This window comes from Aeromonas sp. 602658 (assembly GCF_049173005.1).
Classification (GTDB): Bacteria; Pseudomonadota; Gammaproteobacteria; order Enterobacterales; family Aeromonadaceae; genus Aeromonas; species Aeromonas veronii_A.
In genome coordinates this window covers 1-19,828 of the sequence record NZ_JAAKRF010000036.1, presented here as the reverse complement: position 1 = coordinate 19,828, position 19,828 = coordinate 1, and the positions used below count along the sequence as shown (strand labels likewise).

21 protein-coding genes are annotated in these 19,828 nt (G+C 60.3%); 13 read left to right on the top strand and 8 right to left on the bottom strand.

The window, feature by feature from the left end:
• Nucleotides 1-23 precede the first annotated feature (23 nt).
• Nucleotides 24-161, top strand: a complete 138-nt coding sequence (locus G5253_RS17760; RefSeq protein ID WP_216952376.1) for a hypothetical protein — start codon at nt 24-26, stop codon at nt 159-161.
• Nucleotides 162-298: 137 nt separating this feature from the next.
• Entirely contained in the window at nt 299-631 is a 333-nt protein-coding gene (locus G5253_RS17755; RefSeq protein ID WP_216952374.1) for a DUF2799 domain-containing protein, read from the top strand.
• An 18-nt stretch (nt 632-649) separates the two neighbouring features.
• Here the strand turns inward: G5253_RS17755 and G5253_RS17750 are convergent, their stop codons facing one another.
• Together G5253_RS17750 and G5253_RS17745 are read right to left on the bottom strand one after the other, a co-directional pair.
• Nucleotides 650-814 (bottom strand): hypothetical protein, encoded by a 165-nt coding sequence (locus G5253_RS17750; protein ID WP_216952372.1) that lies wholly within the window; start codon nt 812-814, stop codon nt 650-652.
• 112 nt (nt 815-926) lie between these two features.
• A complete protein-coding gene (locus tag G5253_RS17745; protein ID WP_216952370.1) occupies nt 927-1,367 on the bottom strand; it encodes a flagellar basal body-associated FliL family protein in 441 nt (146 codons plus the stop codon).
• A gap of 145 nt (nt 1,368-1,512) precedes the next feature.
• On the opposite strand from G5253_RS17745, the gene G5253_RS17740 reads away from it, so the two are divergent.
• Both G5253_RS17740 and ubiA read left to right on the top strand, forming a co-directional pair.
• Nucleotides 1,513-2,049, top strand: a complete 537-nt coding sequence (locus tag G5253_RS17740) for a chorismate--pyruvate lyase family protein (protein ID WP_266135683.1) — start codon at nt 1,513-1,515, stop codon at nt 2,047-2,049.
• Nucleotides 2,046-2,915 (top strand): 4-hydroxybenzoate octaprenyltransferase, encoded by an 870-nt coding sequence (gene ubiA / locus G5253_RS17735; RefSeq protein ID WP_005339536.1) that lies wholly within the window; start codon nt 2,046-2,048, stop codon nt 2,913-2,915. The genes G5253_RS17740 and ubiA overlap by 4 nt, the downstream gene beginning before the upstream one ends.
• Nucleotides 2,916-2,984: 69 nt before the next feature.
• Here the strand turns inward: ubiA and plsB are convergent, their stop codons facing one another.
• Nucleotides 2,985-5,408, bottom strand: coding sequence for a glycerol-3-phosphate 1-O-acyltransferase PlsB (gene plsB / locus G5253_RS17730; RefSeq protein ID WP_266135682.1), 2,424 nt, complete (start codon nt 5,406-5,408; stop codon nt 2,985-2,987).
• Between the two features lie 204 nt (nt 5,409-5,612).
• Between plsB and lexA the strand changes: the two genes are divergently transcribed.
• From lexA to dinF, 4 genes are all read left to right on the top strand, one after another.
• The gene (gene lexA, locus G5253_RS17725) at nt 5,613-6,236 is read left to right on the top strand and encodes a transcriptional repressor LexA (protein ID WP_005339540.1); all 624 of its coding nucleotides are present in this window, start codon (nt 5,613-5,615) and stop codon (nt 6,234-6,236) included.
• 484 nt (nt 6,237-6,720) lie between these two features.
• Complete coding sequence (locus tag G5253_RS17720; protein ID WP_019446524.1) at nt 6,721-6,936, top strand: hypothetical protein; 216 nt, start codon at nt 6,721-6,723, stop codon at nt 6,934-6,936.
• Nucleotides 6,937-7,146: 210 nt separating this feature from the next.
• Nucleotides 7,147-7,773, top strand: a complete 627-nt coding sequence (locus tag G5253_RS17715) for an SCO family protein (protein ID WP_005339543.1) — start codon at nt 7,147-7,149, stop codon at nt 7,771-7,773.
• 2 nt (nt 7,774-7,775) lie between these two features.
• Nucleotides 7,776-9,137 carry an MATE family efflux transporter DinF gene (gene dinF / locus G5253_RS17710; protein ID WP_266135681.1) on the top strand — a complete coding sequence of 454 codons (1,362 nt, stop codon included), beginning with the start codon at nt 7,776-7,778 and terminating at the stop codon, nt 9,135-9,137.
• A 13-nt stretch (nt 9,138-9,150) separates the two neighbouring features.
• On the opposite strand, the gene trmL is transcribed toward dinF, so the two are convergent.
• From trmL to G5253_RS17695, 3 genes are all read right to left on the bottom strand, one after another.
• The gene (trmL, locus tag G5253_RS17705) at nt 9,151-9,615 is read right to left on the bottom strand and encodes a tRNA (uridine(34)/cytosine(34)/5-carboxymethylaminomethyluridine(34)-2'-O)-methyltransferase TrmL (protein ID WP_266135680.1); all 465 of its coding nucleotides are present in this window, start codon (nt 9,613-9,615) and stop codon (nt 9,151-9,153) included.
• Between the two features lie 74 nt (nt 9,616-9,689).
• Entirely contained in the window at nt 9,690-11,060 is a 1,371-nt protein-coding gene (locus G5253_RS17700) for an ATP-binding protein (protein WP_410170594.1), read from the bottom strand.
• Nucleotides 11,042-11,737: a response regulator gene (locus G5253_RS17695; RefSeq protein WP_227341731.1), complete on the bottom strand. Its 696-nt coding sequence runs from the start codon at nt 11,735-11,737 to the stop codon at nt 11,042-11,044. Before G5253_RS17695 ends, G5253_RS17700 begins: the two co-directional genes overlap by 19 nt.
• 85 nt (nt 11,738-11,822) lie before the next feature.
• Here G5253_RS17695 and G5253_RS17690 point away from each other — a divergent pair, with 85 nt between their 5' ends.
• From G5253_RS17690 to G5253_RS17675, 4 genes are all read left to right on the top strand, one after another.
• Nucleotides 11,823-12,734 (top strand): cation diffusion facilitator family transporter, encoded by a 912-nt coding sequence (locus G5253_RS17690; RefSeq protein WP_216952360.1) that lies wholly within the window; start codon nt 11,823-11,825, stop codon nt 12,732-12,734.
• An 8-nt stretch (nt 12,735-12,742) separates the two neighbouring features.
• Nucleotides 12,743-13,522 (top strand): serine O-acetyltransferase, encoded by a 780-nt coding sequence (gene cysE, locus G5253_RS17685; RefSeq protein WP_005339552.1) that lies wholly within the window; start codon nt 12,743-12,745, stop codon nt 13,520-13,522.
• A gap of 20 nt (nt 13,523-13,542) precedes the next feature.
• Nucleotides 13,543-14,823, top strand: a complete 1,281-nt coding sequence (locus G5253_RS17680; RefSeq protein ID WP_266135679.1) for a hypothetical protein — start codon at nt 13,543-13,545, stop codon at nt 14,821-14,823.
• A 246-nt stretch (nt 14,824-15,069) separates the two neighbouring features.
• Complete coding sequence (locus tag G5253_RS17675) at nt 15,070-15,279, top strand: cell division protein ZapB (protein WP_005342050.1); 210 nt, start codon at nt 15,070-15,072, stop codon at nt 15,277-15,279.
• Nucleotides 15,280-15,356: 77 nt separating this feature from the next.
• On the opposite strand, the gene elbB is transcribed toward G5253_RS17675, so the two are convergent.
• Nucleotides 15,357-16,007, bottom strand: a complete 651-nt coding sequence (gene elbB, locus G5253_RS17670) for an isoprenoid biosynthesis glyoxalase ElbB (RefSeq protein WP_421203875.1) — start codon at nt 16,005-16,007, stop codon at nt 15,357-15,359.
• Nucleotides 16,008-16,407: 400 nt separating this feature from the next.
• Here elbB and polA point away from each other — a divergent pair, with 400 nt between their 5' ends.
• Complete coding sequence (gene polA / locus G5253_RS17665; RefSeq protein WP_266135677.1) at nt 16,408-19,173, top strand: DNA polymerase I; 2,766 nt, start codon at nt 16,408-16,410, stop codon at nt 19,171-19,173.
• Between the two features lie 86 nt (nt 19,174-19,259).
• On the opposite strand, the gene G5253_RS17660 is transcribed toward polA, so the two are convergent.
• The gene (locus G5253_RS17660) at nt 19,260-19,802 is read right to left on the bottom strand and encodes a gamma carbonic anhydrase family protein (protein WP_201954613.1); all 543 of its coding nucleotides are present in this window, start codon (nt 19,800-19,802) and stop codon (nt 19,260-19,262) included.
• Nucleotides 19,803-19,828 lie beyond the last annotated feature (26 nt).

The window sequence follows — 19,828 nt, the reverse complement described above, 5'->3', positions numbered from 1 at the left end:
TGAACTATCCAAGGAGAGTGAAGATGGGTGGACACAAGCCGGATTACGACTCCTCTGATGATGATTGGGAGCCGGATTCCTGGGAAGAAGAGCTGGATCAGTGGGAAGAAGAAGGCTGGCAGGACGATGATCCCTTCGATGACCCCTTCAACAACCCGTGATCCATAGCATTGAATGAACAGGCGGGCATTGTGCCCGCCTGATTTTTTTGGTGCGCTCACAGGGTGGATGCAAGTTGCTTGTGGTCATCCCCTGGCTGGTCAAGAATGAACAGCTCAAACGACACTCAAGGATGACTATGCGACTTTCCATCATATTGCTGGCGGCCCTGCTGGGGGGCTGTGTCTCCAACGATGACCCTTGCGAGAAGGTGTGGAGCGAAGTGGGGGAGGCTGACGGCAAGCTGGGCTTCACCACCGAACGGGTTGAGTTCCATCAGGGCCAGTGTGGCAAGAAGGTGGATACCGAACTGTGGAAGCAGGGACATCAGAAGGGATTGGCATGGTATTGCCGCCCCGAGCATCTCTATCTGGCTGGCCGCTCAGGCGAGGAGTATCGCGGTGTCTGCCCGAACGATACCCAGGCGCGCAGATTGTTCGAGCAGGGACGACAGGGTTGGACCGATCAATAGTGCACTGACCGTGAGGGGTTACTCCTCTTTCAAGCGGAGTGGCAGGCAGAGGTAACCCTTGTCATTGGCGCTGCGGGCGCACTTGCCGCAGACGAATTTCGGCTTGCGAACAATTTTGCGCAACGCTTTGAGATCCGTGGGGATCTCGTGGCGACGCCACTCACACAGGGTCTTGCTGCCCATAACGACTACCTCTAAGACTCGACGGCCGTATTGTAATCGATTTTCATTTCGAGTGAATCGGTAAAGCTCGCTTATTGGCCGTTATGCCAATAAGCGATTGTTTCGGGAGGGATTACTGGTAGAGGAACTTGGTGAAGATAAGCTCGCGCACCGCTTTCTTGCCAGTCTCTTTGACCAGCAGTTCGTTGACCTTGGTTTCGCACTCCTTGCGCAACTCTTCACGGCTGACCAGGGATTTGATCTGCTCGGCGCTCTTGCTGCCCATCAAACGAATGATGGTATCTCGGATGAGCGGGTCATGCTGCTCCAGCAGCTTGAGGTCGGCTTCGTTTTCCGCCATTAGCTCCACCGTGACTCGGACATAACCGAGGGTTTTGCCGTTGCTCAGGTAGTTGGTGATGATGTCGGGGTCGAGCGCGTGGTAGGAAAAGCCCGGCTTGGCGGCTGCGGCTGCTTCTTCTCCCTCTGCGGGCGGCTCTTCTTCGGATGAGGCTTGTACATGCAGCGCACCACAGCTCAGTAACAACACCAGCAGAATTTTGAAGATCTTCATATAGATGGCTCATCAGCAAGAGATAACCCATTTTTGATGTTGCCATCGGGGCCGTCAAGCACGGATGTTCTTACATTTCGCTATTGATTTACGGATAATAAACCGGATTTTAACCTGAACACGGAAATCTCTGGATGGTGAAGCTGTGAAGTCCGAGTTGACTGTTCCTCTCACGCCGTTAAGCGGGTGGCTGGCCCCCGAATCTTGTGAATTGCCCGCCAGCTTGCGCCCCTGGCTGCTGGAGCCCGGCTCCATGACCCGGCGTCTGCGTCTGCACAATCGCCACTTTTCGGTGGAATGGCTGGGCAATCACCCGGTCGCCCTTTCTGCCGATGAGCAGTGGCTGGTGGATTCGGCCTCGCCGGCTGGTACCTGCCGCGAGGTGATCCTGCACGGGGATCGTGGGCCCGCCGTGCTGGGCTGGACCCTGTTTGCCGATGACGCGCTGCAAGGGAGCGGCATTGCCGAGCTTGGTGAGCAGCCGCTGGGTGAGCGGGTATTTGGCCATGAGCCTGCCCGCCGCGATCATCTGCAGCTGGCCCGTTTCGATATTGCCGCCAATCCCCGTTGCCCGGCCGCCACTGTCTGGGGGCGTCGTTCCCGTCTGTTTCTGGGGCAGTGGCCACTGCTGGTGCACGAGCTGTTTCTGCCCTCTCTCGTCTGTGACAAGGAGCTGGAGTGAATCTGTTAACCAAGGAGCGGGGACTTGCCTATATGCAGTTGGCCCGCGTCGACAAACCCATAGGTACTCTGCTGCTGCTGTGGCCAACCCTGTGGGCGCTCTGGCTGGCCGCTGGTGGCCTGCCCAATCTCTGGGTGCTGACCGTGTTTGTGGTCGGCGTCTTTTTGATGCGCTCGGCAGGGTGCGTCATCAACGACTATGCGGATCGCAACTTCGACGGCCATGTCAAACGCACCGCTGGTCGCCCCTTGCCCACGGGCAGAGTCAAACCGTGGGAGGTGTTGGCGCTCTTCTTCGTGCTGGCGCTCATTTCGTTTGGTCTGGTGCTGACCATGAATCCGCTCACCATCGGCCTGTCGTTTGTCGCCCTGCTGCTGGCGGTGAGCTACCCCTTCATGAAGCGCTTTATCTCCAATCCCCAGCTGGTGCTCGGGATGGCCTTCTCCTGGTCGATCCCGATGGCCTATGCGGCGCAGGCGGATGCCCTGCCGCTGGTGGCCTGGCTGCTCTTCTTCGCCAACCTGCTCTGGACGGTGGCTTACGACACCCAGTACGCCATGGTGGATCGGGATGACGACCTCAAGATCGGCCTCAAATCCAGCGCCATCCTGTTTGGTCGTTACGACAAGCGGATCATCGGCGCACTGCAACTCTCGACGCTGCTGCTGTTGCTGGCGGTCGGGCAACTGATGACGCTGGGGGGCTGGTATTACTGGGGATTGCTGGGAGCGGCGGTGCTGTTTGTCTATCAGCAGCGGCTCATTCGTGAGCGGCAGCGGGAAGCCTGCTTCCAGGCGTTTCTCAACAACAACTATGTGGGGGCGCTGGTGTTTGCCGGTCTGGTGCTCGACTACCTGCTGGCGTGACCTGTTCCTGCGCAGACTCCGATAAAAAAGAAGGCCGCATCATGCGGCCTTCTTTGTTTGCTTTGCAGATTAGAGCTGGTTGCCCGCCTGAATGGTACGGCGGATCTTGTTGCTCAGCAGCGGCACTATGTTGTCGGCCAGCGCCTGGAAGCGGCCGAGATCCGGCTTGCACTCGGAGGAGAGGTAACCCTCCTTGCGCAAGGTGTGGATCAGGGTGCTGAACAGCTTCTGGTCGAAGAACTCGGGGGCGTTGATGCCGTGCAGGGTGCCGAGGCGCTCTGCCATCATCAGGCCGTCCGCCTCCAGCTGCTCCGCTTCGATATGAGGCTGGGCCAGTACCCGGGTCAGCACGATGGCGTAGCGTTGCAGGGTCTCCTGAATGCTCTCCGCCAGCAGCAGTAGGCGCATCTGGTTGGCCGGATTGACCCAGTAGCCGTCATCGCGGGTCTCGATCAGTTGCTGGGTCTGCAGCGCGTCGAGCAGGCTGTCGACCAGCGCCGGCAGCTCCTCCTCTTCATGACGCAGGAACAGCTCGGTCTTGAGCAGCGGATAGATGTCGATGCAACGGGCCATGATCTCGCTGCGGGAGATCCCCTCGCACCGTTCGATCAATGCCGCCACCAGAGAGGGCATGGCGAACAGGTGGAGGATGTTGTTGCGGTAGTAGGTCAGCAGGATCGCCTGATAGCGGTCGAGACTGATGATCTGCCCCAGCTTGTCCTCGCTCACCTCGAACTTGTTGAGCTCCATCGCCTGATCCAGCAGGGTGGCGGCATCTTCGGCCGGCATGGTGCTCTGCGGGCTGTAGGGCACCGCCTTGAGCAGATCCAGATAGGTGTTGAGCTGGGCCTGCAATTCGTCGCGGGTCAGGGCGTGGCGCTCGGCGGCCAGCAGCGCCAGCGCACTCAGGGTCAGGCCGTTGACCGCGGCAGCGCCGTTGATGCGGGTCATCAGCAGTTCGGCCAGATTGTTGACGGTGCCCGCCATCCACTCCGGACGCTCCTCTTCCCCGATGTGCTTTTTCCAGTCGGGGATATGTTCGCTCAGGTAGCTGTTGAGAGTCAGCGGCTCGCCGAAGTTGACGAAACCACGGCCGTAGTTGCGCAGCTTGCGCAGGATGCCGAGCACCTGCAGGAAGCTCTCTTTCTCCTTGCGGCTCCCTTTGAGCTCGTTGTGGTAGGTGTTCACCTCCATCACGTGCTCGTAGCCCAGATAGACCGGCACCAGAGTGACCGGCCTGTCCAGCCCGCGCATCATTGCCTGCAGGGTCATCGCCAGCATGCCGGTCTTGGGCGGTAGCAGACGGCCGGTACGGGAGCGACCACCTTCGGTGAAGAACTCTACCGAGTAACCCTTGGCAAACAGCAGGTTGAGGTATTCCCGGAATACCGTGCTGTAGAGCGGGTTGCCCTTGAAGGTGCGGCGAATGAAGAAGGCGCCGCCGTGGCGGAAGATGGGGCCCGCCGGCCAGAAGTTGAGGTTGATGCCTGCCGCGATATGGGGTGGCACCATCCCCTGGTGGTAGATGACGTAGGAGAGCAGCAGGTAGTCCATGTGGCTGCGGTGGCAGGGAACGTAGACGATCTCGTGCCCTTCCTGCGCCAACTGGCGTACCTTCTCGGCGCCATTGACCGACAAACCGCGGTAGAGCTTGTTCCACAGCCAGCCGAGGAAGCTCTCGCCCAGGCGGATTAGACGGTAGGAGAAGTTGGAGGCGATCTCGTCCATGTAGCCATGGGCGCGCTTTTGCGCCTTCTCGAGGCTGATCCCCTCGCGCTGGGCCTCCTCTTCAATCGCCTGCTGGATCACCGCGGAGTCGAGCAGCTGCTTGAACAGCAGGTTGCGGTTCGGCAGTTTCGGGCCGGTGGCAGCCAGCTGCTGACGGCTGAAGTGGGTACGGGCCACTCGCGCCAGCTTGTGGGCGATGGCCTCGTCGGTGCCGTGCTTGTCCGCCATATAGCGTAGGGAGAGGGGCGGCGAGAAGCGCACCAGATTCTCGCGACCCTTGAGGATCACGATAAGTGCCTTCTTCAGCCGGTTCGGCGCCAGGCTGCTGATGATGTTGAGGCCGGAGGCTTCTTCCCCTTCCCGACCCGGAGCGCGGCCCCAGAACAGGGTGACGGGCACTACCTGGATATCCAGCTCGGGATCCTGCTTGTGCAGATCCAGCAGCTGGTGGAACTCCTGCAGGAAGGGGAGCGGTTTGCTGCGTTTGCCAAACAGGGGAGGCGGACGATCCAGACAGACATAGCGCGGCAGCAGCTGGCCGTTCAGTTCCAGCGGCGTGAAGGGACCGGGCAGACCGAGATCCTCGCAGCACTGCTGCAGGGTCATCAGGTCGGTGATCGAACTGGTTTTCAGGGCATAGACGATGGGTCTGGCCGGATCCAGATTGAGTTCTGTGATGGGATTTTCCGGCAGGCTCTTGTGATTGACCAAGCCGCTGACCGGCCATTGCAAGATGGCTCTGGAAATCTTCTGTCCTAGGGACATGTGCGTCTGCTCTCCAAAAAAATGCGGCGTGAGCATAGCAAATCGACAGCCCCTTGTCGCCGAGAGGTACGATGAGTCGGCTGCGCAGGATCAAAACAGCAGTAAATGAGGGGTTGGTTGCGACAAATGTCAGCTGCGCCTTGCCTTGGCCACTGCACTGTATATACTGCCAGTGTGCTGTATAAAAAGACAGGTGCCAATTCTATGAAACCCCTTACCCCCCGCCAGGCCGAAGTGCTGGAGCTGATCAAGGTGAACATGAGCGAGACCGGTATGCCGCCGACTCGTGCCGAGATTGCCCAGAAGCTTGGTTTCAAGTCGGCCAATGCGGCCGAAGAACATCTGAAGGCCCTGGCCAAAAAAGGGGTCATCGAGATCATGCCGGGCACGTCCCGCGGCATTCGCCTGTTGCTCGAAGAGGAAGAGGTGCTGGAAGAGAGCGGCCTGCCGCTCATCGGCAAGGTCGCTGCCGGTGAACCCATCCTGGCTCAGGAGCATATCGAGAGCCACTATCAGGTTGATCCCGCCCTGTTCCACCCGCGCGCAGATTTTCTGCTACGGGTGCAGGGGATGAGCATGAAGAACATCGGCATTCTGGATGGCGATCTGCTGGCTGTGCACAAGACCCAGGAGGTGCGCAACGGTCAGGTGGTGGTCGCCCGTCTCGATGAGGATGTCACCGTCAAGCGCTTCCAGCGCAAGGGCAGTCAGGTATGGCTGCTGCCAGAGAATGAAGAGCTCTCCCCCATCGAGGTGGATCTCTCCTGCCAGCAGCTCACCATCGAAGGGCTGGCGGTCGGGGTGATCCGCAACGCCGACTGGATGTAATCATCTCCGCCAACTGCGTTTGCCACACGGCCTCCTTCGAGAGGCCGTGCTGTTTCTGGCGCACTTTCCCTGTCATATCAAACAGATCATCGGTGGCGGCATTTTTGTCCTGCGCGACCGGCTACCAATCATCCATTTCAGATATATGCTCAGATCAGTGCCCTGTCGCCGAGACAGGGCTTGGCGCCTCCCTCTGACCATCGCAATGCGCCGTGACGGGAGGGCCGGTAACAACGAGAATCGGGCAGTACACCTTCACGGGATATGAAGGGGGAGTGGGGAGATCCCGAGCCTTGTCAGGCAAAGGGGACCACTCGTAATGGTTGCAGATAGTCGTGACGGGCCTGTTCCCAGTTCAGGCCGACGAAGCAACATGACCTGTCGGTCAAGGAGGACTGGTATGGCATCAAGATCGCCATGGGATTCAGAGGCTGGGGCTGCGCCAGCGGAATCGTCAATCACCCGTTTTGTCAAAGGTAGCCGGATGACCTGGTTTTACGGTCTCTGGCTGCACCATCGTGGTTCGCACTGGACGCTCTGGCTGGGATGTCCGAAAGAGAAGGTGGTGCGTCTGGTGCTGCTGTTCAAACGGGGTCACGGCGATCGCCAGGGGGAAGAGGGCTGGCTGGCCCCCGTGATTCCCATCGGCGTGCGGGCCATCGGCAAGATGTTGCAGCAGGGGCGTAACGCTCGCCCCTGAGCAGAAGAGACAAACAAATCCATCCATAACCGGCACCCAAGGGGGCCGGTTTTTTTATGGCCGCAACTGGCGATTAATTATGCCAAATGGTCGACTCCTGACAGGGCGTTGCACAAGGTTGAACCACCTTGGCGGCTCGCTGGGGTACAATGCCTCCCTCTTGTCCGGTCACTGCTGGCCATCTGCCTCGAACTGAAAGGGTCTCTTGTTATGATGAAGCTCCGCTATCCCCTGCTCTTTCTGCTGCTGACAGCCTGTCTGATCCTGGTGTTTTACGCCACGCAGCCAGAGCAGCCGGAACAGGCCGATTATTATCCGGCGGGGCGGGACATCAATGATTTTGCCTTTACCGATGCGGACAACCAGCCGTTCACTCCTGCCAACCTGAAGGGGCACTGGACCTTCCTGTTCGTCGGCTACACCTTCTGCCCCGATATCTGCCCCACCACGCTGGCAGATATGCGCTCCGTCTATGACCAGCTGAAGAAGATGGCGCCCGACAGTCAGGTGGTGTTTATCTCGGCGGATCCCCAGCGTGACGATATTCCACGCCTCAAGACCTATACCGCCTTCTTCAATCCCGAATTCAAGGCGGCTACCGCCCCCCACGACAAGCTGTTCCCGTTTGTGCGCAATCTGGGGCTGATCTACTCCATCGCCAATCAGGGGGAGAAGGATTATCTGATCGATCACTCCGCCTCCATCGTGCTCATCAATCCCAAGGGCAAGCTGCAGGCGGTATTCCGCCCGCAGGTGGCGCCGGGTCAGGTGCCCAGGGTGCAGATGGCCACCATGCTCTCTGATTTCGCCCGCATCCTGAAGTTGGCAGGCCACTGAGCGTGACCCCAGCTGTTGCCCCCTGGTGGCGAGATCCCTCTCGCCACCGCGCCGTCTTTGCGCTCGCCCTGCCGATGGTTTTCTCCAATATCACCACCCCCTTGCTGGGGCTGGTGGACACCTGGGTGATCGGTCATCTCGGTCAGGCCTGGTTTCTGGGGGGCGTCTCGGTCGGTGCGACCCTGATCAACCTCATCTTCTGGCTGCTCGGCTTTTTGCGGATGTCGACCACCGGCCTGACGGCGCAGGCGCACGGCGCCGCCGACGGTCGTGCCCAGCTCGATACTCTGCTGCGGGCGCTGGGGCTGGCCATTACTCTTGGCCTGGCGCTGCTGTTGTTGCTCTTCCCCCTGTTGCCACGGCTGATCGCCCTGAGTGGCGGCTCGCCCGAGGTGCAGCTCTATGCGGGCCAATATGTGGCGGTGCGGATCTGGAGCGCCCCGGCGGCGCTCTGCAATCTGGTGATCATGGGTTGGCTGTTGGGGATGCAGGATGCCCGCAGCCCCATGGTGATGTTGATCCTCACCAATCTGGTCAATATGGCGCTCGATGCCCTGTTTGTGCTCGGGCTCGGCTGGCAGGTGCGCGGCGTGGCAGCGGCCTCGGTCATGGCGGACTACTGCGCGCTGGCAGTCGGTATCTGGCTGGTACGCCGTCAGCTGCGGCAACTGGCGCCGACGGTGTGGCAGGATGGCTGGCAGCGCTGGCGGCAGCTTGCGCCCATGGTGCGGTTGCTCGGCCTCAACCGCGATATCTTCCTGCGCTCCCTCTGTTTGCAGCTCTGCTTTGCCTTTATGACCTTGCAAGGGGCACGATTGGGGGACGTGGCGGTGGCCGCCAATGCGGTGCTGCTCAACTTCCTGATGCTCATCTCCTACGGACTCGATGGTTTTGCCTATGCGGTGGAGGCCATGGTAGGACGAGCCATCGGTCAGCAGGATCGGCAGAAACTACGGGAGGCCATCGTGCTCAATCTGGGCTGGGCCTCCCTCATTGCCAGTGGTTTTACCCTGCTGTTTGCCCTCTTTGGTGCCCACCTTATCGGCTATATCACCGACATTCCGGCCGTGGTGGCGGAGGCAAATCGTCAGCTTCCCTGGCTGATCGCCATGCCCTTGCTAGCGGTCTGGTGCTTCCTGCTGGATGGCGTATTTATCGGGGCGACCCGGGCGCGGGAGATGCGCAACAGCATGTTGCTGGCCGCGTTTGGCGGCTTCTTCCCGATCTGGTGGCTCTGTCAGTCGTGGGGCGTGGCCGCGTTATGGGCGGCGATGGCGGCGCTGATGGTGGGGCGCGGTCTGTCGCTGGGGGTCACTTGCTGGCGGCTGGAGCGCAGCGGGCATCTGCTCGACGCCCGCCACTGATCATCGGTGGCGCTTACATGGCACCGTCGTAGCCGAGCTGGCGCCAGCTCTCGTAGACAAAGACAGACACCGCGTTGGAGAGGTTCATGCTGCGGCTCTGGGGCACCATAGGGATGCGCAGCCGCTGCTCGAACGGCAGACTCTCGATGATCTCGGTGGGCAGGCCGCGACTCTCCGGGCCAAACAGCAGGGCGTCGCCAAGGGCATACTGGGCCGCCGAGTGTGCGGTGCGGCCCTTGGTGGTGCAGGCGAACACCCGCTTGGGCGCCACGGCGGCCAGAAAGGCCTCATAGCTCGGCCAGCGCTTCACCTCGGCAAACTCGTGATAGTCGAGTCCCGCCCGTTTTACCCGCTTGTCATCCCACTCAAATCCCAGCGGCTCGATCAGATGGAGCCGGTAACCGGTATTGGCGCAAAGCCGGATGATATTGCCGGTGTTGGGCGGAATTTCCGGCTGGTAGAGGACGATATCGAGCATGACGAGCTCCTGCAAAGAGGTGTAAAGCCAAGAAGGGGCGCCAGCATACCCAGCGCCCGTCCGGATGAAAAGGATCAGGCGATGGGCAAGCGGATGGTGATGGTCAGCCCGGTGGGGTGATTGTTGCTGGCCGCAATGGTGCCGCCGTGGCGCTGGATCGCCTCCGAGGCGATGGCCAGCCCCAGCCCGGTGCCGCCAGTCTTGGCGTTGCGGGCGTCATCGACCCGGAAGAAGGGCTGGAACAGCAGCGCCTGCTGCTCGTCTGGCACCCCGGGGCCGTCATCCCGAATGGTCATCACCCACTCCAGTCCCTCCCGATACCAGTCCACCTTGATGAACTCGCGGGCATATTTGAGGGCGTTGCGCAGGGGGTTCTCCACCGCCCGGGCCAGCAGCTCGGGCCACATCTGGATCGACTCTGCGGGCAGCGGCGGCAGTCTGAGCTGTTTGCCGCTCTGATTCGCTTCGAACATGGCATCTTCGAGGATGGGTTCCAGCAGGTCGGCCAGCGGATGTACCACCGGCGCCTCCACATGCTGCTGCACTCGCGACAGATCCAGCAGATCGCCGATCAGCTTGTCCAGCCGCCCGATCTCCGATTCGATCCGCGCCAGCTCGGCGCTGTCACCCTGCTTGCGGCGGATCAGCGCCTGCGCCAGTTGCATCCGGGTGAGGGGGCTGCGCAGCTCGTGGGAGATATCGGAAAGCAGCTGTTTCTGCTTCTGGATCATGCTCTTGAGTGTCTCCACCATGCGGCTGACGTTATCCGCCAGCTGGCCGATCTCGTCGCCCCGTCCCAGGTTGGGGATCTGTACCTCCAGATTGCCAGCCGCCAGTTGGGAGACCGATTTCTGCAACTGCAGGATGGGGCGGGTCAGCCGCCAGGCGAGCAGCAGGCAGAGTGGGGTGCTGACCAGCATCGAGATGCCCAGAATGCGGATCGGGTGATCCAGCACCTGTATGAACAGGAACAGGTAGGGGTTCTCGGCATTGAGGCCGAAATAGACGTGATAGCGATGGCCGCGGTGCTCCATCAGGAAGGGACCAGCGATCGCCTTGCGATCCTCGTTGCCCAGCATGGGTTTGGCCGGGTCATCGGCGTCCACCATAAAGCGAACCACAAACTTGCGCGGATGGGTGGTGGACTGGATCTGCCCCCTCTCGTCGCGCAGGTAGACATTGTCCACCGGGAGCATGGCGATCTTGTCCATCGTTTTGGCCAGATCGAAATCCTGATTCGGATCGGCAGCGTTGAGCAGGGCCTGCACATTTTTCTGCATTCGCACCGCCTCATGGGTCGGCAGCGGGATCTGGTTGCGAGGATCCAGAGTGGGCAGGCTGATCACGGCGGCCAGCATCACCAGCAGCATGAACCAGAACCAGAGGAAGATGTGGGTCGATATGCCGTTGAGGGAGCTGGTACTCTTTATTCTTGCTCTAGCCACAGGTAACCGCGCCCCCGTACGGTTTTGAAGCGGGGCTGGCCATCACTGCGGTCCGGCAGCTTCTTGCGCAGGTTGCTCAGGTGCATGTCGATGGCCCGATCGAAGGGCTCCAGCTTCTTGCCAAGCACCTGTTCGGAGAGGTGGCTCTTGCTGACAATCTGGCCGGGATTGCGCAGCAGGCACTCCAGCAGCCCGAATTCGGTGGCGGTCAGCTCCAGCAGTTGTACGCCGCAGCGGGCCTGCTGCAGGCCGGGTTGCAGCACGATATCCATGAAGTGCACTTCGTCGGAGGAGCTGCCACGCTGGGGCGGGGCACTCTGGGTACGACGCAGGATGGCGCGAACCCGGGCCAGCAGCTCCCGATCGTCGAACGGCTTGGCCAGATAGTCGTCGGCACCCGCTTCCAGACCGTTAACCCGATCCTGGCTGTCGCCACGAGCGGTCAACATCAGCACCGGGGTTTCATGGGTCTTGCGCAGCTTGGTCAGCATGGCAAAGCCGTTGAGCTTGGGCATCATCACATCCAGCAACACCAGATCGAAGCTCTGCTCCGCCAGCCGTTGCAGCCCCTCTTCACCATCCTCGGCGACCGTGACCTGAAATCCCTCCAGGGTCAGAATTTCGGTGAGCAGCTGGGTCAATTCAAGATCGTCGTCGACCAGGAGTATTCTGTTCATCGGGTGTTATTCCGCAGATTTTCGCGCCAAACTGACGCCGGGGTCAGGGTATAATAAGTTTTTCATCGCCAGAGGAAAGCCGGTTTTGAGCCATCAACAATATTCCCGTTGGGTTACCTTTGCCAGCATGGCGGCCGTCACGACTGCCACCCTGCTCATCATCGGCAAACTGATCGCCTGGCTGATGACCGACTCGTCGACCCTGCTGGCGTCGCTCACCGACTCTTTTATGGATGTGAGTGCCTCCATCATCAACCTGCTGGCCATTCGCTATGCGCTGGCCCCCGCCGATGATGAACACCGCTTCGGTCACGGCAAGGCGGAGTCTCTGGCGGGGCTGATCCAGTCGGCCTTTATCTCCGGTTCCGCATTGCTGCTGGTGATGCACGGCATCTCCTCCCTGCTCAAACAGGCACCTATTGAACGGTTAGAGGCGGGTCTCTGGGTTAGTGGCGGTTCCATTGTGCTGACCCTGCTGCTGGTCAGTTTCCAGAGTTTCGTTATTCGCAAGACCAACAGCGTGGCCATCAAGGCGGACATGTTGCACTACCGCTCCGATCTGCTGCTCAACGCCGGTGTCTTGCTGGCGTTGGTGCTGGCGGGGCAGGGGTGGTACTGGGCTGACGGCCTGTTTGCCATCCTGATCGGGTTGTTCCTGTTGTGGGGGGCGGGACATATCGGCTACGAGTCGGTGCAGGCCCTGCTCGATCGTCAGTTGCCAGCGGAAGAACAAGCGAGAATAATGGCCCTCTGCTGCGCCGTCGAAGGGGTACACGGCGTACATGACCTGCGCACCCGTCAATCCGGGCCGACCCGATTCGTACAGTTGCATCTGGAACTGGATGATCAGATCCCCCTGGTCAAGGCCCATCAGATCGCCGATGAAGCCGAGCTGGCGGTTCGCCAGGCATTCGAGCGGATGGATGTCATCATCCACATGGACCCCATCTCGGTGCTGACAAAAGAACAACAGAGCCCTCACCCAGAACAACAGTAGGCTGCAACATGGATGAACTGGTTGCCAAAACCTGGCACAAAATTCAGCAAGAAGCGGAGTGCATGGCGGCCCAGGAGCCGATGCTGGCCAGCTTCTTCCACTCCACCATTCTCAATCACAAGAATCTGCGTTCGGCGCTGAGCTTCCAGCTGGCCAACAAACTCGACAGCGCCACCATGCCCGCCATCGCCCTGCGCGAGGTGATCGAGCTGGCCCTGCGCAGCGAGCCCGAGCTGCTGACGGTAGTGGCGGCCGACATCTGCGCCGTGCAGGAGCGCGATCCTGCGGTCGACCTCTTCTCCACCCCGCTGCTCTACCTCAAGGGGTTCCATGCCCTGCAGGGGTATCGGGTCGCCAACTGGCTGTGGCGTCAGGGGCGCCGCTCGCTGGCTCTTTATCTGCAGAACCAGATCTCGGTGGTGTTCGGGGTGGATGTGCACCCGGCCGCCCGCATCGGCAAGGGGATCATGTTCGACCACGCCACCGGCATAGTGGTGGGCGAGACGGCGGTGATTGAGGATGATGTCTCCATCCTGCAGAGCGTGACCCTCGGTGGTACCGGCAAGGAGAGCGGCGATCGCCACCCCAAGATCCGCGAAGGGGTGATGATAGGGGCGGGCGCCAAAGTGCTCGGCAATATCGAAGTGGGCGTGGGCGCCAAAATTGGCGCGGGCAGCGTGGTGATCAACCCGGTGCCGCCTCATACCACGGTCGCTGGCGTACCCGCCAAGATCGTCGGCCGTCCGGAGTGCGACAAGCCTTCACTGGATATGGATCAGTGTCTCTGATCTCCCGGCCGGAGTAGTCGATGGCCAAACGTTGGTCGGGTTATCTGATTTTGGGGATGTGGCTGCTCAACTTGCTGCATCTCTATCTGGGACTCTCCCCCTGGCCAGCGGCCATGGCGGCCTGGGGGGCATCACTGCTCACCTGGCCTTGGCTGGTGGGGGCCGCCAAGCGGCAGGCGCTGGCCTTGTATGGTGCGGCGCTGTTGCTGCTCATCTTCTCCTGGTGGCAGGGAGCGACCCTCACTGCCGGTGACTGGCTGCTGCCCAACATCAATATGCTCACCATGTTTGCCGCGGTGAGCACCCTCAATCTCGCCACCTCGGGTCTCTTGACCGGCACCACCTCCTGGACCGGGCGTAAAGGTCTGTGGAGCACCATGGCCAGCCTCAATCTGCTGGGGGCGGTCATCAACCTCTCGGTGTTGTTTATCATCGGCGATCGACTGGAGCGTAATGGCACCCTGGAGCGGCGTCAGGTGATGGTGCTGAGCCGGATCTTCTGTGCCGCCGCCTTCTGGTCACCCTTCTTTGTCGCCATGGCGGTGGCGCTTACCTATGCGCCGGGCTTGCAGCTCTCCCATATTCTGCCGTTCGGGATCCTCGCCGCCTTACTGGCGATGGGGCTGACTGCCTGGCAGGTGGAGCGGATCGGGGTCGATGACTTTGCCGGTTATCCGCTGCGGTTGCAGACCCTGGGGTTGCCGGTCACGCTGGCGCTGCTGGTGCTGCTCATCAAGCAGAGCTGGCCCCAGCTCGGCATTCTGGCGGTGATCGCACTGGTGGCCCCGCTGCTGGCGTTGCTCTTTATGCCGAGGGCCGGGCGCAAGGCGGCCCTCAAGCGGCAGGTGGTGGAGCGCTTCCCCGCCATCGGTGGTCAGCTGGTGCTGTTTCTGGGGGCCGGTTTGCTGGCGGCAGGCATCAACAGTGCGCTGTCGGTCATCGATTTCGGTGCCGGTCACGGCCTGCCGCTGTTCAACCACTTTGGCTGGCTGGAGGCATCCCTCACTCTGCTGCTGATCCTGCTGGTGGCCATCGTCGGGGTGCATCCGCTCATCAGTATCTCCGGGCTGGCGCCACTGCTCTGGCCGCTGGCGCCGGATCCCAGCCTGCTCGGTATGTGTTTCCTGCTGGGATGGGGGCTTGCCACCGGCACCAGTCCACTCTCCGGATCCAATCTGGCGCTGGCCTCCCGTTACAACCTCAGTGCCGGGCTGATCCTGCGCTGGAACCTGCTTTACGGCCTGCTGATGTATGTGGTCGCCTGTCTGTTGCTGGGGGCTTATATCGCCTTGCATGGATAGCGACCGTGCCATCAGGATGGCATCAATGATGCGTTGGTAGCGGCGCTTTTTAGGTACGGTTTAGAGTGTTGTCGCGGCTCGGGCGCAGGATGCGAGAAAAATAGACGCATATTTAGACAATACATCTATGGAAGGCGCATTTTACAGCGCACTGGCTTGTTTGTGCCGATGCGCTCGGGGTATGCTGGCTCCACGCGCTTGAATCGCCCTCTGTGGGGCATCGCAATTGAACAAACAGGTATGCATATGTCACTAGAAGTCCTTGAGCAACTCGAATCCAAAGTACAATCCGCTGTCGACAACATCTCCCTGCTGAAGATGGAGCTGGACGAGCTGAAAGAACAGAACAGCAAGCTGCAAGACGAGAACCATCAGCTGCGTAACGAGCACGCTGCATGGCAGGAGCGTCTGCGTGCCCTGCTGGGTAAAATGGATCAGATGGGCGAAACCATCTAATTCATCGCCTTCAGGCAGAATTGAAAACGGGCCGCTCTATGAGCGGCCCGTCTATTTTTGTTTTGGCGGGATGGGAATTACAGCGCCAGCAGTTGTTTGACTGTCTTCTCGATGCCGTCCGCGGCTTCGACTATGTTGTTGGCCAGCATGTAGGCGGGGGTGGAGATCACCTTGCGCTCCTGATCCACCACAAACTCGTTGACCGGGCAGTTGAGATGGCTGCCACCCATCTCCTCGATGGCGTTGGCGGTACCCTCGTCATGGCCGATGGTCGCCAGCGTTCCAGCACCATATATCAGCGGGATCATGGCGGGCGCGATGCAGATATAGGCGGCCGGTTTATTGGCTTTGGCAAAGCTCTGGCACGCTTTCAGCACATCGGGCTGGATCTGGCATTCGGCGCCCCTGATTGCGAAGTCGCACAGGTTTTTGGCAGCGCCAAAGCCACCGGGCACCAGCAGGGCGTCATAATCTACCGCATCCAGCTCGGCCACATCCTTGATCTGGCCACGGCAGATGCGGGCCGCTTCGACCAGCACATTGCGGCTCTCTCCCTCGCTCACTTCACCGGTCAGGTGGTTGATGACATGGAGCTGCGCCACGTTCGGGGCGAAGCACTGGACGGCGGCTCCCTGACGGGCCAACGCCAGCAGGCTGATTACGGCCTCGTGGATTTCGGCCCCGTCAAAGGCACCGCAGCCACTCAAAATCACGGCCACTTTTTTCATGGCAAACTCCTCGTTGTTGAAAATGTGAGCCAGGATGGATTGTTGTACTTTTGTATGGTTATCGCTCGCCCTCCGCTGGTCAAGTCATCTTGCTGTGCTAGGATTGTTTCGTTTTGGATCCTGCCGTACCTACTCCCTTAAATCTTTTTCCACATTGATCGAGATCATTCTAACTGTCTTGCGATCTGTTTTTACGATCTCAATTAATTGTTTTTAATGGCTTTTTATATTCTTATGCACAGTTTTATCACTGTGCACTCTGATGCGCCCCATTTTTGAACACAGAGTTATCCACAGATTGAGTCCCTTTATCAGGCGCTGTGTGCTGTTGCTGCGCCCCTTGGTGTGAGGGGGGCCCTGTGGCATCCTAGCGGCTGTTTATCTCTGGCAGGACGATTTCATGGCCCCTAGCAACCCCCTTATTCTGGTCGACGGCTCCTCGTATCTTTACCGCGCCTTCTTCGCCTCCCAGCAGGCTGATCTGCGCACATCGACCGGTTTGCCGAGCGGCGCCGTCCGTGTCATGGCCAACATGATGCGCAGCCTGCGCAAGCAATATCCTGACTGTCATGTGGCCGTGGTGTTTGATGCCAAGGGCAAGACCTTCCGCGACGACATCTATCCCGAGTACAAGGCGACCCGCGCCAGCATGCCGGACGATCTGCGCAGCCAGGTTGCCCCTATCCACCAGATGATCAAGGCGATGGGTTTCCCCTTCCTGATGGTGGAGGGGGTGGAGGCCGACGACGTGATCGGCACCCTGGCCCGCCAGGCGACCGAGAAGCAGCTGCCGGTGCTGATCAGCACCGGTGACAAGGATATGGCACAGCTGGTCTCCGACCATGTCACCCTGATCGACACCATGAAAGATGTGAAGACCGATCGGGAAGGGGTGATCGAGAAGTTTGGCGTACCGCCCGAGCTCATCATCGACTATCTGGCCCTGATGGGTGACAAGGTCGACAACATTCCCGGCATGACCGGTGTCGGCGAGAAGACCGCACTGGCCCTGCTGCAGGGGATTGGCAGTATCGACGAGATTGCCGCCAATCTGGACAAGGTGGCCGCGCTCGGCTTTCGTGGCTCCAAGGCCTTTGCCGACAAGTTCCGCGAGCAGGAGGAGCAGGTTCGTCTCTCCTATCGACTGGCGACTATCAAGACCGATGTCGAGCTGGAACAGAGTCTGGAAGAGCTGTTGCTCAAGCCGGTCGACAAGGAGTCCCTGCTGGCGGTCTATCGCGAATACGAGCTGCGCAACCTGATCAAGGAGCTGGAATCCGGTGGTGAAGAGGGGAGCGAGAGCGCCGGACAGGACGAAGCTGGCGATGAGAGCGCTGCTCCGGTTGCCGCCATCGAAACCGACTACCGCTGCATTCTGGACGAAGCCGAGTTTGACGGCTGGCTGGAACAGTTGAAAGCGGCACCGCTGTTTGCCTTCGATACCGAAACCACCAGTCTCGACTATATGGAGGCACGGATTGTTGGCGTCTCCTTCGCGGTTGAGCCGGGCAAGGCTGCTTATGTGCCGTTTGGCCACGACTATCTTGGGGCACCGGTACAGCTGAGCGAGGCCGTGGTGTTGGGCAAGCTCAAACCGCTGCTGGAAGATCCGACCCGTCTCAAGGTGGGGCAGAACCTCAAGTACGATCGCAACGTGCTGCTTAACCATGACATCGACCTGCAGGGCATTGCCTACGACACCATGCTCGAGTCCTACGTGCTCAACTCCACCGCCAGCCGCCACGATATGGATTCGCTGGCCAAGCGTTACCTCGGGGTTGAGACCACCTCCTTTGAAGATATCGCCGGCAAAGGAGTGAAACAGCTCACCTTCAACCAGATCGAGTTGGAGCAGGCGGCCCCCTATGCGGCGGAAGATGCCGATATCACCCTGCGTCTGCACCAGACCCTCTGGGGTCAGCTGGAGGCCGTGCCGGGTCTCGCCAAGGTGTTCAGCGAGATCGAACTGCCGCTGCTGCCGGTGCTGGCGCGGATGGAGCGGCTCGGTACCACCATCGAACCCAAGCTGCTGCATCAGCAGAGCCAGGAGATCGAAGTGCGTCTGGCAGAGCTGGAGAAGCAGGCTCACGAGCTGGCAGGGCAGGAGTTCAATCTCTCCTCGCCCAAGCAGCTGGGGGAGATCCTCTTCACCAAGCTGGGGCTGCCGATCATCAAAAAGACCCCCAAGGGTGCCCCATCCACTGCGGAAGAGGTACTGGCCGAGCTGGCGGAGAGCTATGAGTTGCCGCGCCTTTTGATGGAGCACCGTGGGCTGGCCAAGCTCAAGTCCACCTACACCGACAAGCTGCCGCTGATGATCAAGCCGCAGACCGGGCGGGTGCACACCTCCTATCATCAGGCGGTGGCGGCGACCGGCCGGCTCTCCTCCACCGATCCCAACTTGCAGAACATCCCGGTACGCAACGAACAGGGGCGCCGCATCCGGCAGGCCTTCATCCCGTGCGCCGGTTACAAGCTGGTGGCGGCGGACTACTCCCAGATCGAGCTGCGCATCATGGCGCACCTCTCCGGCGACAAGGGTCTGCTGACCGCTTTCGCCGAAGGCAAGGACATCCACAAGGCGACCGCCGCCGAGGTGTTCGGGGTGGCGCTCGAGGCGGTGACCAGCGACATGCGCCGCAGTGCCAAGGCGATCAACTTCGGCCTCATCTACGGCATGAGTGCCTTCGGTCTGGCCAAGCAGCTGGGGATCGGTCGTGCCGAAGCGCAGAAGTACATGGATCTCTACTTCGAGCGCTACCCGGGCGTGCTGGAGTATATGGAGCGCACCCGTCAGCAGGCGGAAGCCCAGGGGTATGTCGAGACCCTGTTTGGTCGTCGCCTCTATCTGCCGGATATCAAGTCCCGCAACGCCGGTCTGCGCAAGGCTGCCGAACGGGCCGCCATCAACGCCCCGATGCAGGGCACGGCCGCCGATATCATCAAGCGCGCCATGATCAACGTGGATAGCTGGATCCGCGGTATCGAGGATGAGTCGATCCGCATGCTGATGCAGGTACACGATGAACTGGTGTTCGAGATCCGCGAAGAGAAGCTGGAGGAGTACACCGCCATCATCAAGGAGAAGATGTCGGCCGCAGCCGAACTGCATGTGCCGCTGCTGGTTGAAGCGGGCACAGGTGACAACTGGGATCAGGCCCACTGATTTCCGGTCAGCCGTTCTGCACGGCTATATAGCTATATAAGAAGCGAAGCCCGGCATCATGCCGGGCTTCTTCATCTCTGCCGTTCCTATAACGTCTCTTGCAGATACTCATCCTTGAGCAGGACATAGTTGTCCGCCGAGGTTTTGAGGAAGGCGAGCTCGGCCGGTTTGAGCGGGCGAGCCTGTTTAACGGGATTCCCTATATATAGAAAGCCCGACTCGAGTCGCTTGCCCGGTGGCACCAGTGAACCTGCGCCGATCATCACATCATCTTCAACCACGACGCCATCAAGCAGAATGGCACCCATGCCGACCAGCACCCGGTTGCCGATGGTGCAGCCGTGAAGCATCGCCTTGTGACCCACAGTGACATCTTCACCGATCAGCAGCGGATAGCCGGTTGGGTTGCTGGCGCTCTTGCGAGTCAGGTGCAGCACAGTGCCGTCCTGAATATTGCTGCGGGCGCCGATGCGGATATGGTTCACATCCCCCCGCGCCGCCACCATGGGCCAGATGCTGGCATCATCGGCCAACTCGATATCGCCCACCAGTGTTGCGCAGGGGTCTACATACACCCGTTTGCCCAGTTGTGGGCGTTTTCCCTTGTAAGGTCTCAGTCGCAAGTCCATCTTGGCCTCCTTGTTTTCGGCCATTC

Excerpts from the sequence above, each read along its gene's own strand:
- lexA (WP_005339540.1), top strand. The coding sequence starts at position 5,613 with ATGAAACCCCTTACCCCCCGCCAGGCCGAAGTGCTGGAGCTGATCAAG.
- trmL (WP_266135680.1), bottom strand. The coding sequence starts at position 9,615 with ATGCTCGATATCGTCCTCTACCAGCCGGAAATTCCGCCCAACACCGGC.
- G5253_RS17695 (WP_227341731.1), bottom strand. The coding sequence starts at position 11,737 with ATGAACAGAATACTCCTGGTCGACGACGATCTTGAATTGACCCAGCTG.
- plsB (WP_266135682.1), bottom strand. The coding sequence starts at position 5,408 with ATGTCCCTAGGACAGAAGATTTCCAGAGCCATCTTGCAATGGCCGGTC.
- G5253_RS17760 (WP_216952376.1), top strand. The coding sequence starts at position 24 with ATGGGTGGACACAAGCCGGATTACGACTCCTCTGATGATGATTGGGAG.
- G5253_RS17720 (WP_019446524.1), top strand. The coding sequence starts at position 6,721 with ATGACCTGGTTTTACGGTCTCTGGCTGCACCATCGTGGTTCGCACTGG.
- cysE (WP_005339552.1), top strand. The coding sequence starts at position 12,743 with ATGGATGAACTGGTTGCCAAAACCTGGCACAAAATTCAGCAAGAAGCG.
- G5253_RS17755 (WP_216952374.1), top strand. The coding sequence starts at position 299 with ATGCGACTTTCCATCATATTGCTGGCGGCCCTGCTGGGGGGCTGTGTC.
- elbB (WP_421203875.1), bottom strand. The coding sequence starts at position 16,007 with ATGAAAAAAGTGGCCGTGATTTTGAGTGGCTGCGGTGCCTTTGACGGG.
- G5253_RS17680 (WP_266135679.1), top strand. The coding sequence starts at position 13,543 with ATGGCCAAACGTTGGTCGGGTTATCTGATTTTGGGGATGTGGCTGCTC.
- G5253_RS17660 (WP_201954613.1), bottom strand. The coding sequence starts at position 19,802 with ATGGACTTGCGACTGAGACCTTACAAGGGAAAACGCCCACAACTGGGC.
- G5253_RS17675 (WP_005342050.1), top strand. The coding sequence starts at position 15,070 with ATGTCACTAGAAGTCCTTGAGCAACTCGAATCCAAAGTACAATCCGCT.
- G5253_RS17715 (WP_005339543.1), top strand. The coding sequence starts at position 7,147 with ATGATGAAGCTCCGCTATCCCCTGCTCTTTCTGCTGCTGACAGCCTGT.
- G5253_RS17745 (WP_216952370.1), bottom strand. The coding sequence starts at position 1,367 with ATGAAGATCTTCAAAATTCTGCTGGTGTTGTTACTGAGCTGTGGTGCG.
- polA (WP_266135677.1), top strand. The coding sequence starts at position 16,408 with ATGGCCCCTAGCAACCCCCTTATTCTGGTCGACGGCTCCTCGTATCTT.
- G5253_RS17750 (WP_216952372.1), bottom strand. The coding sequence starts at position 814 with ATGGGCAGCAAGACCCTGTGTGAGTGGCGTCGCCACGAGATCCCCACG.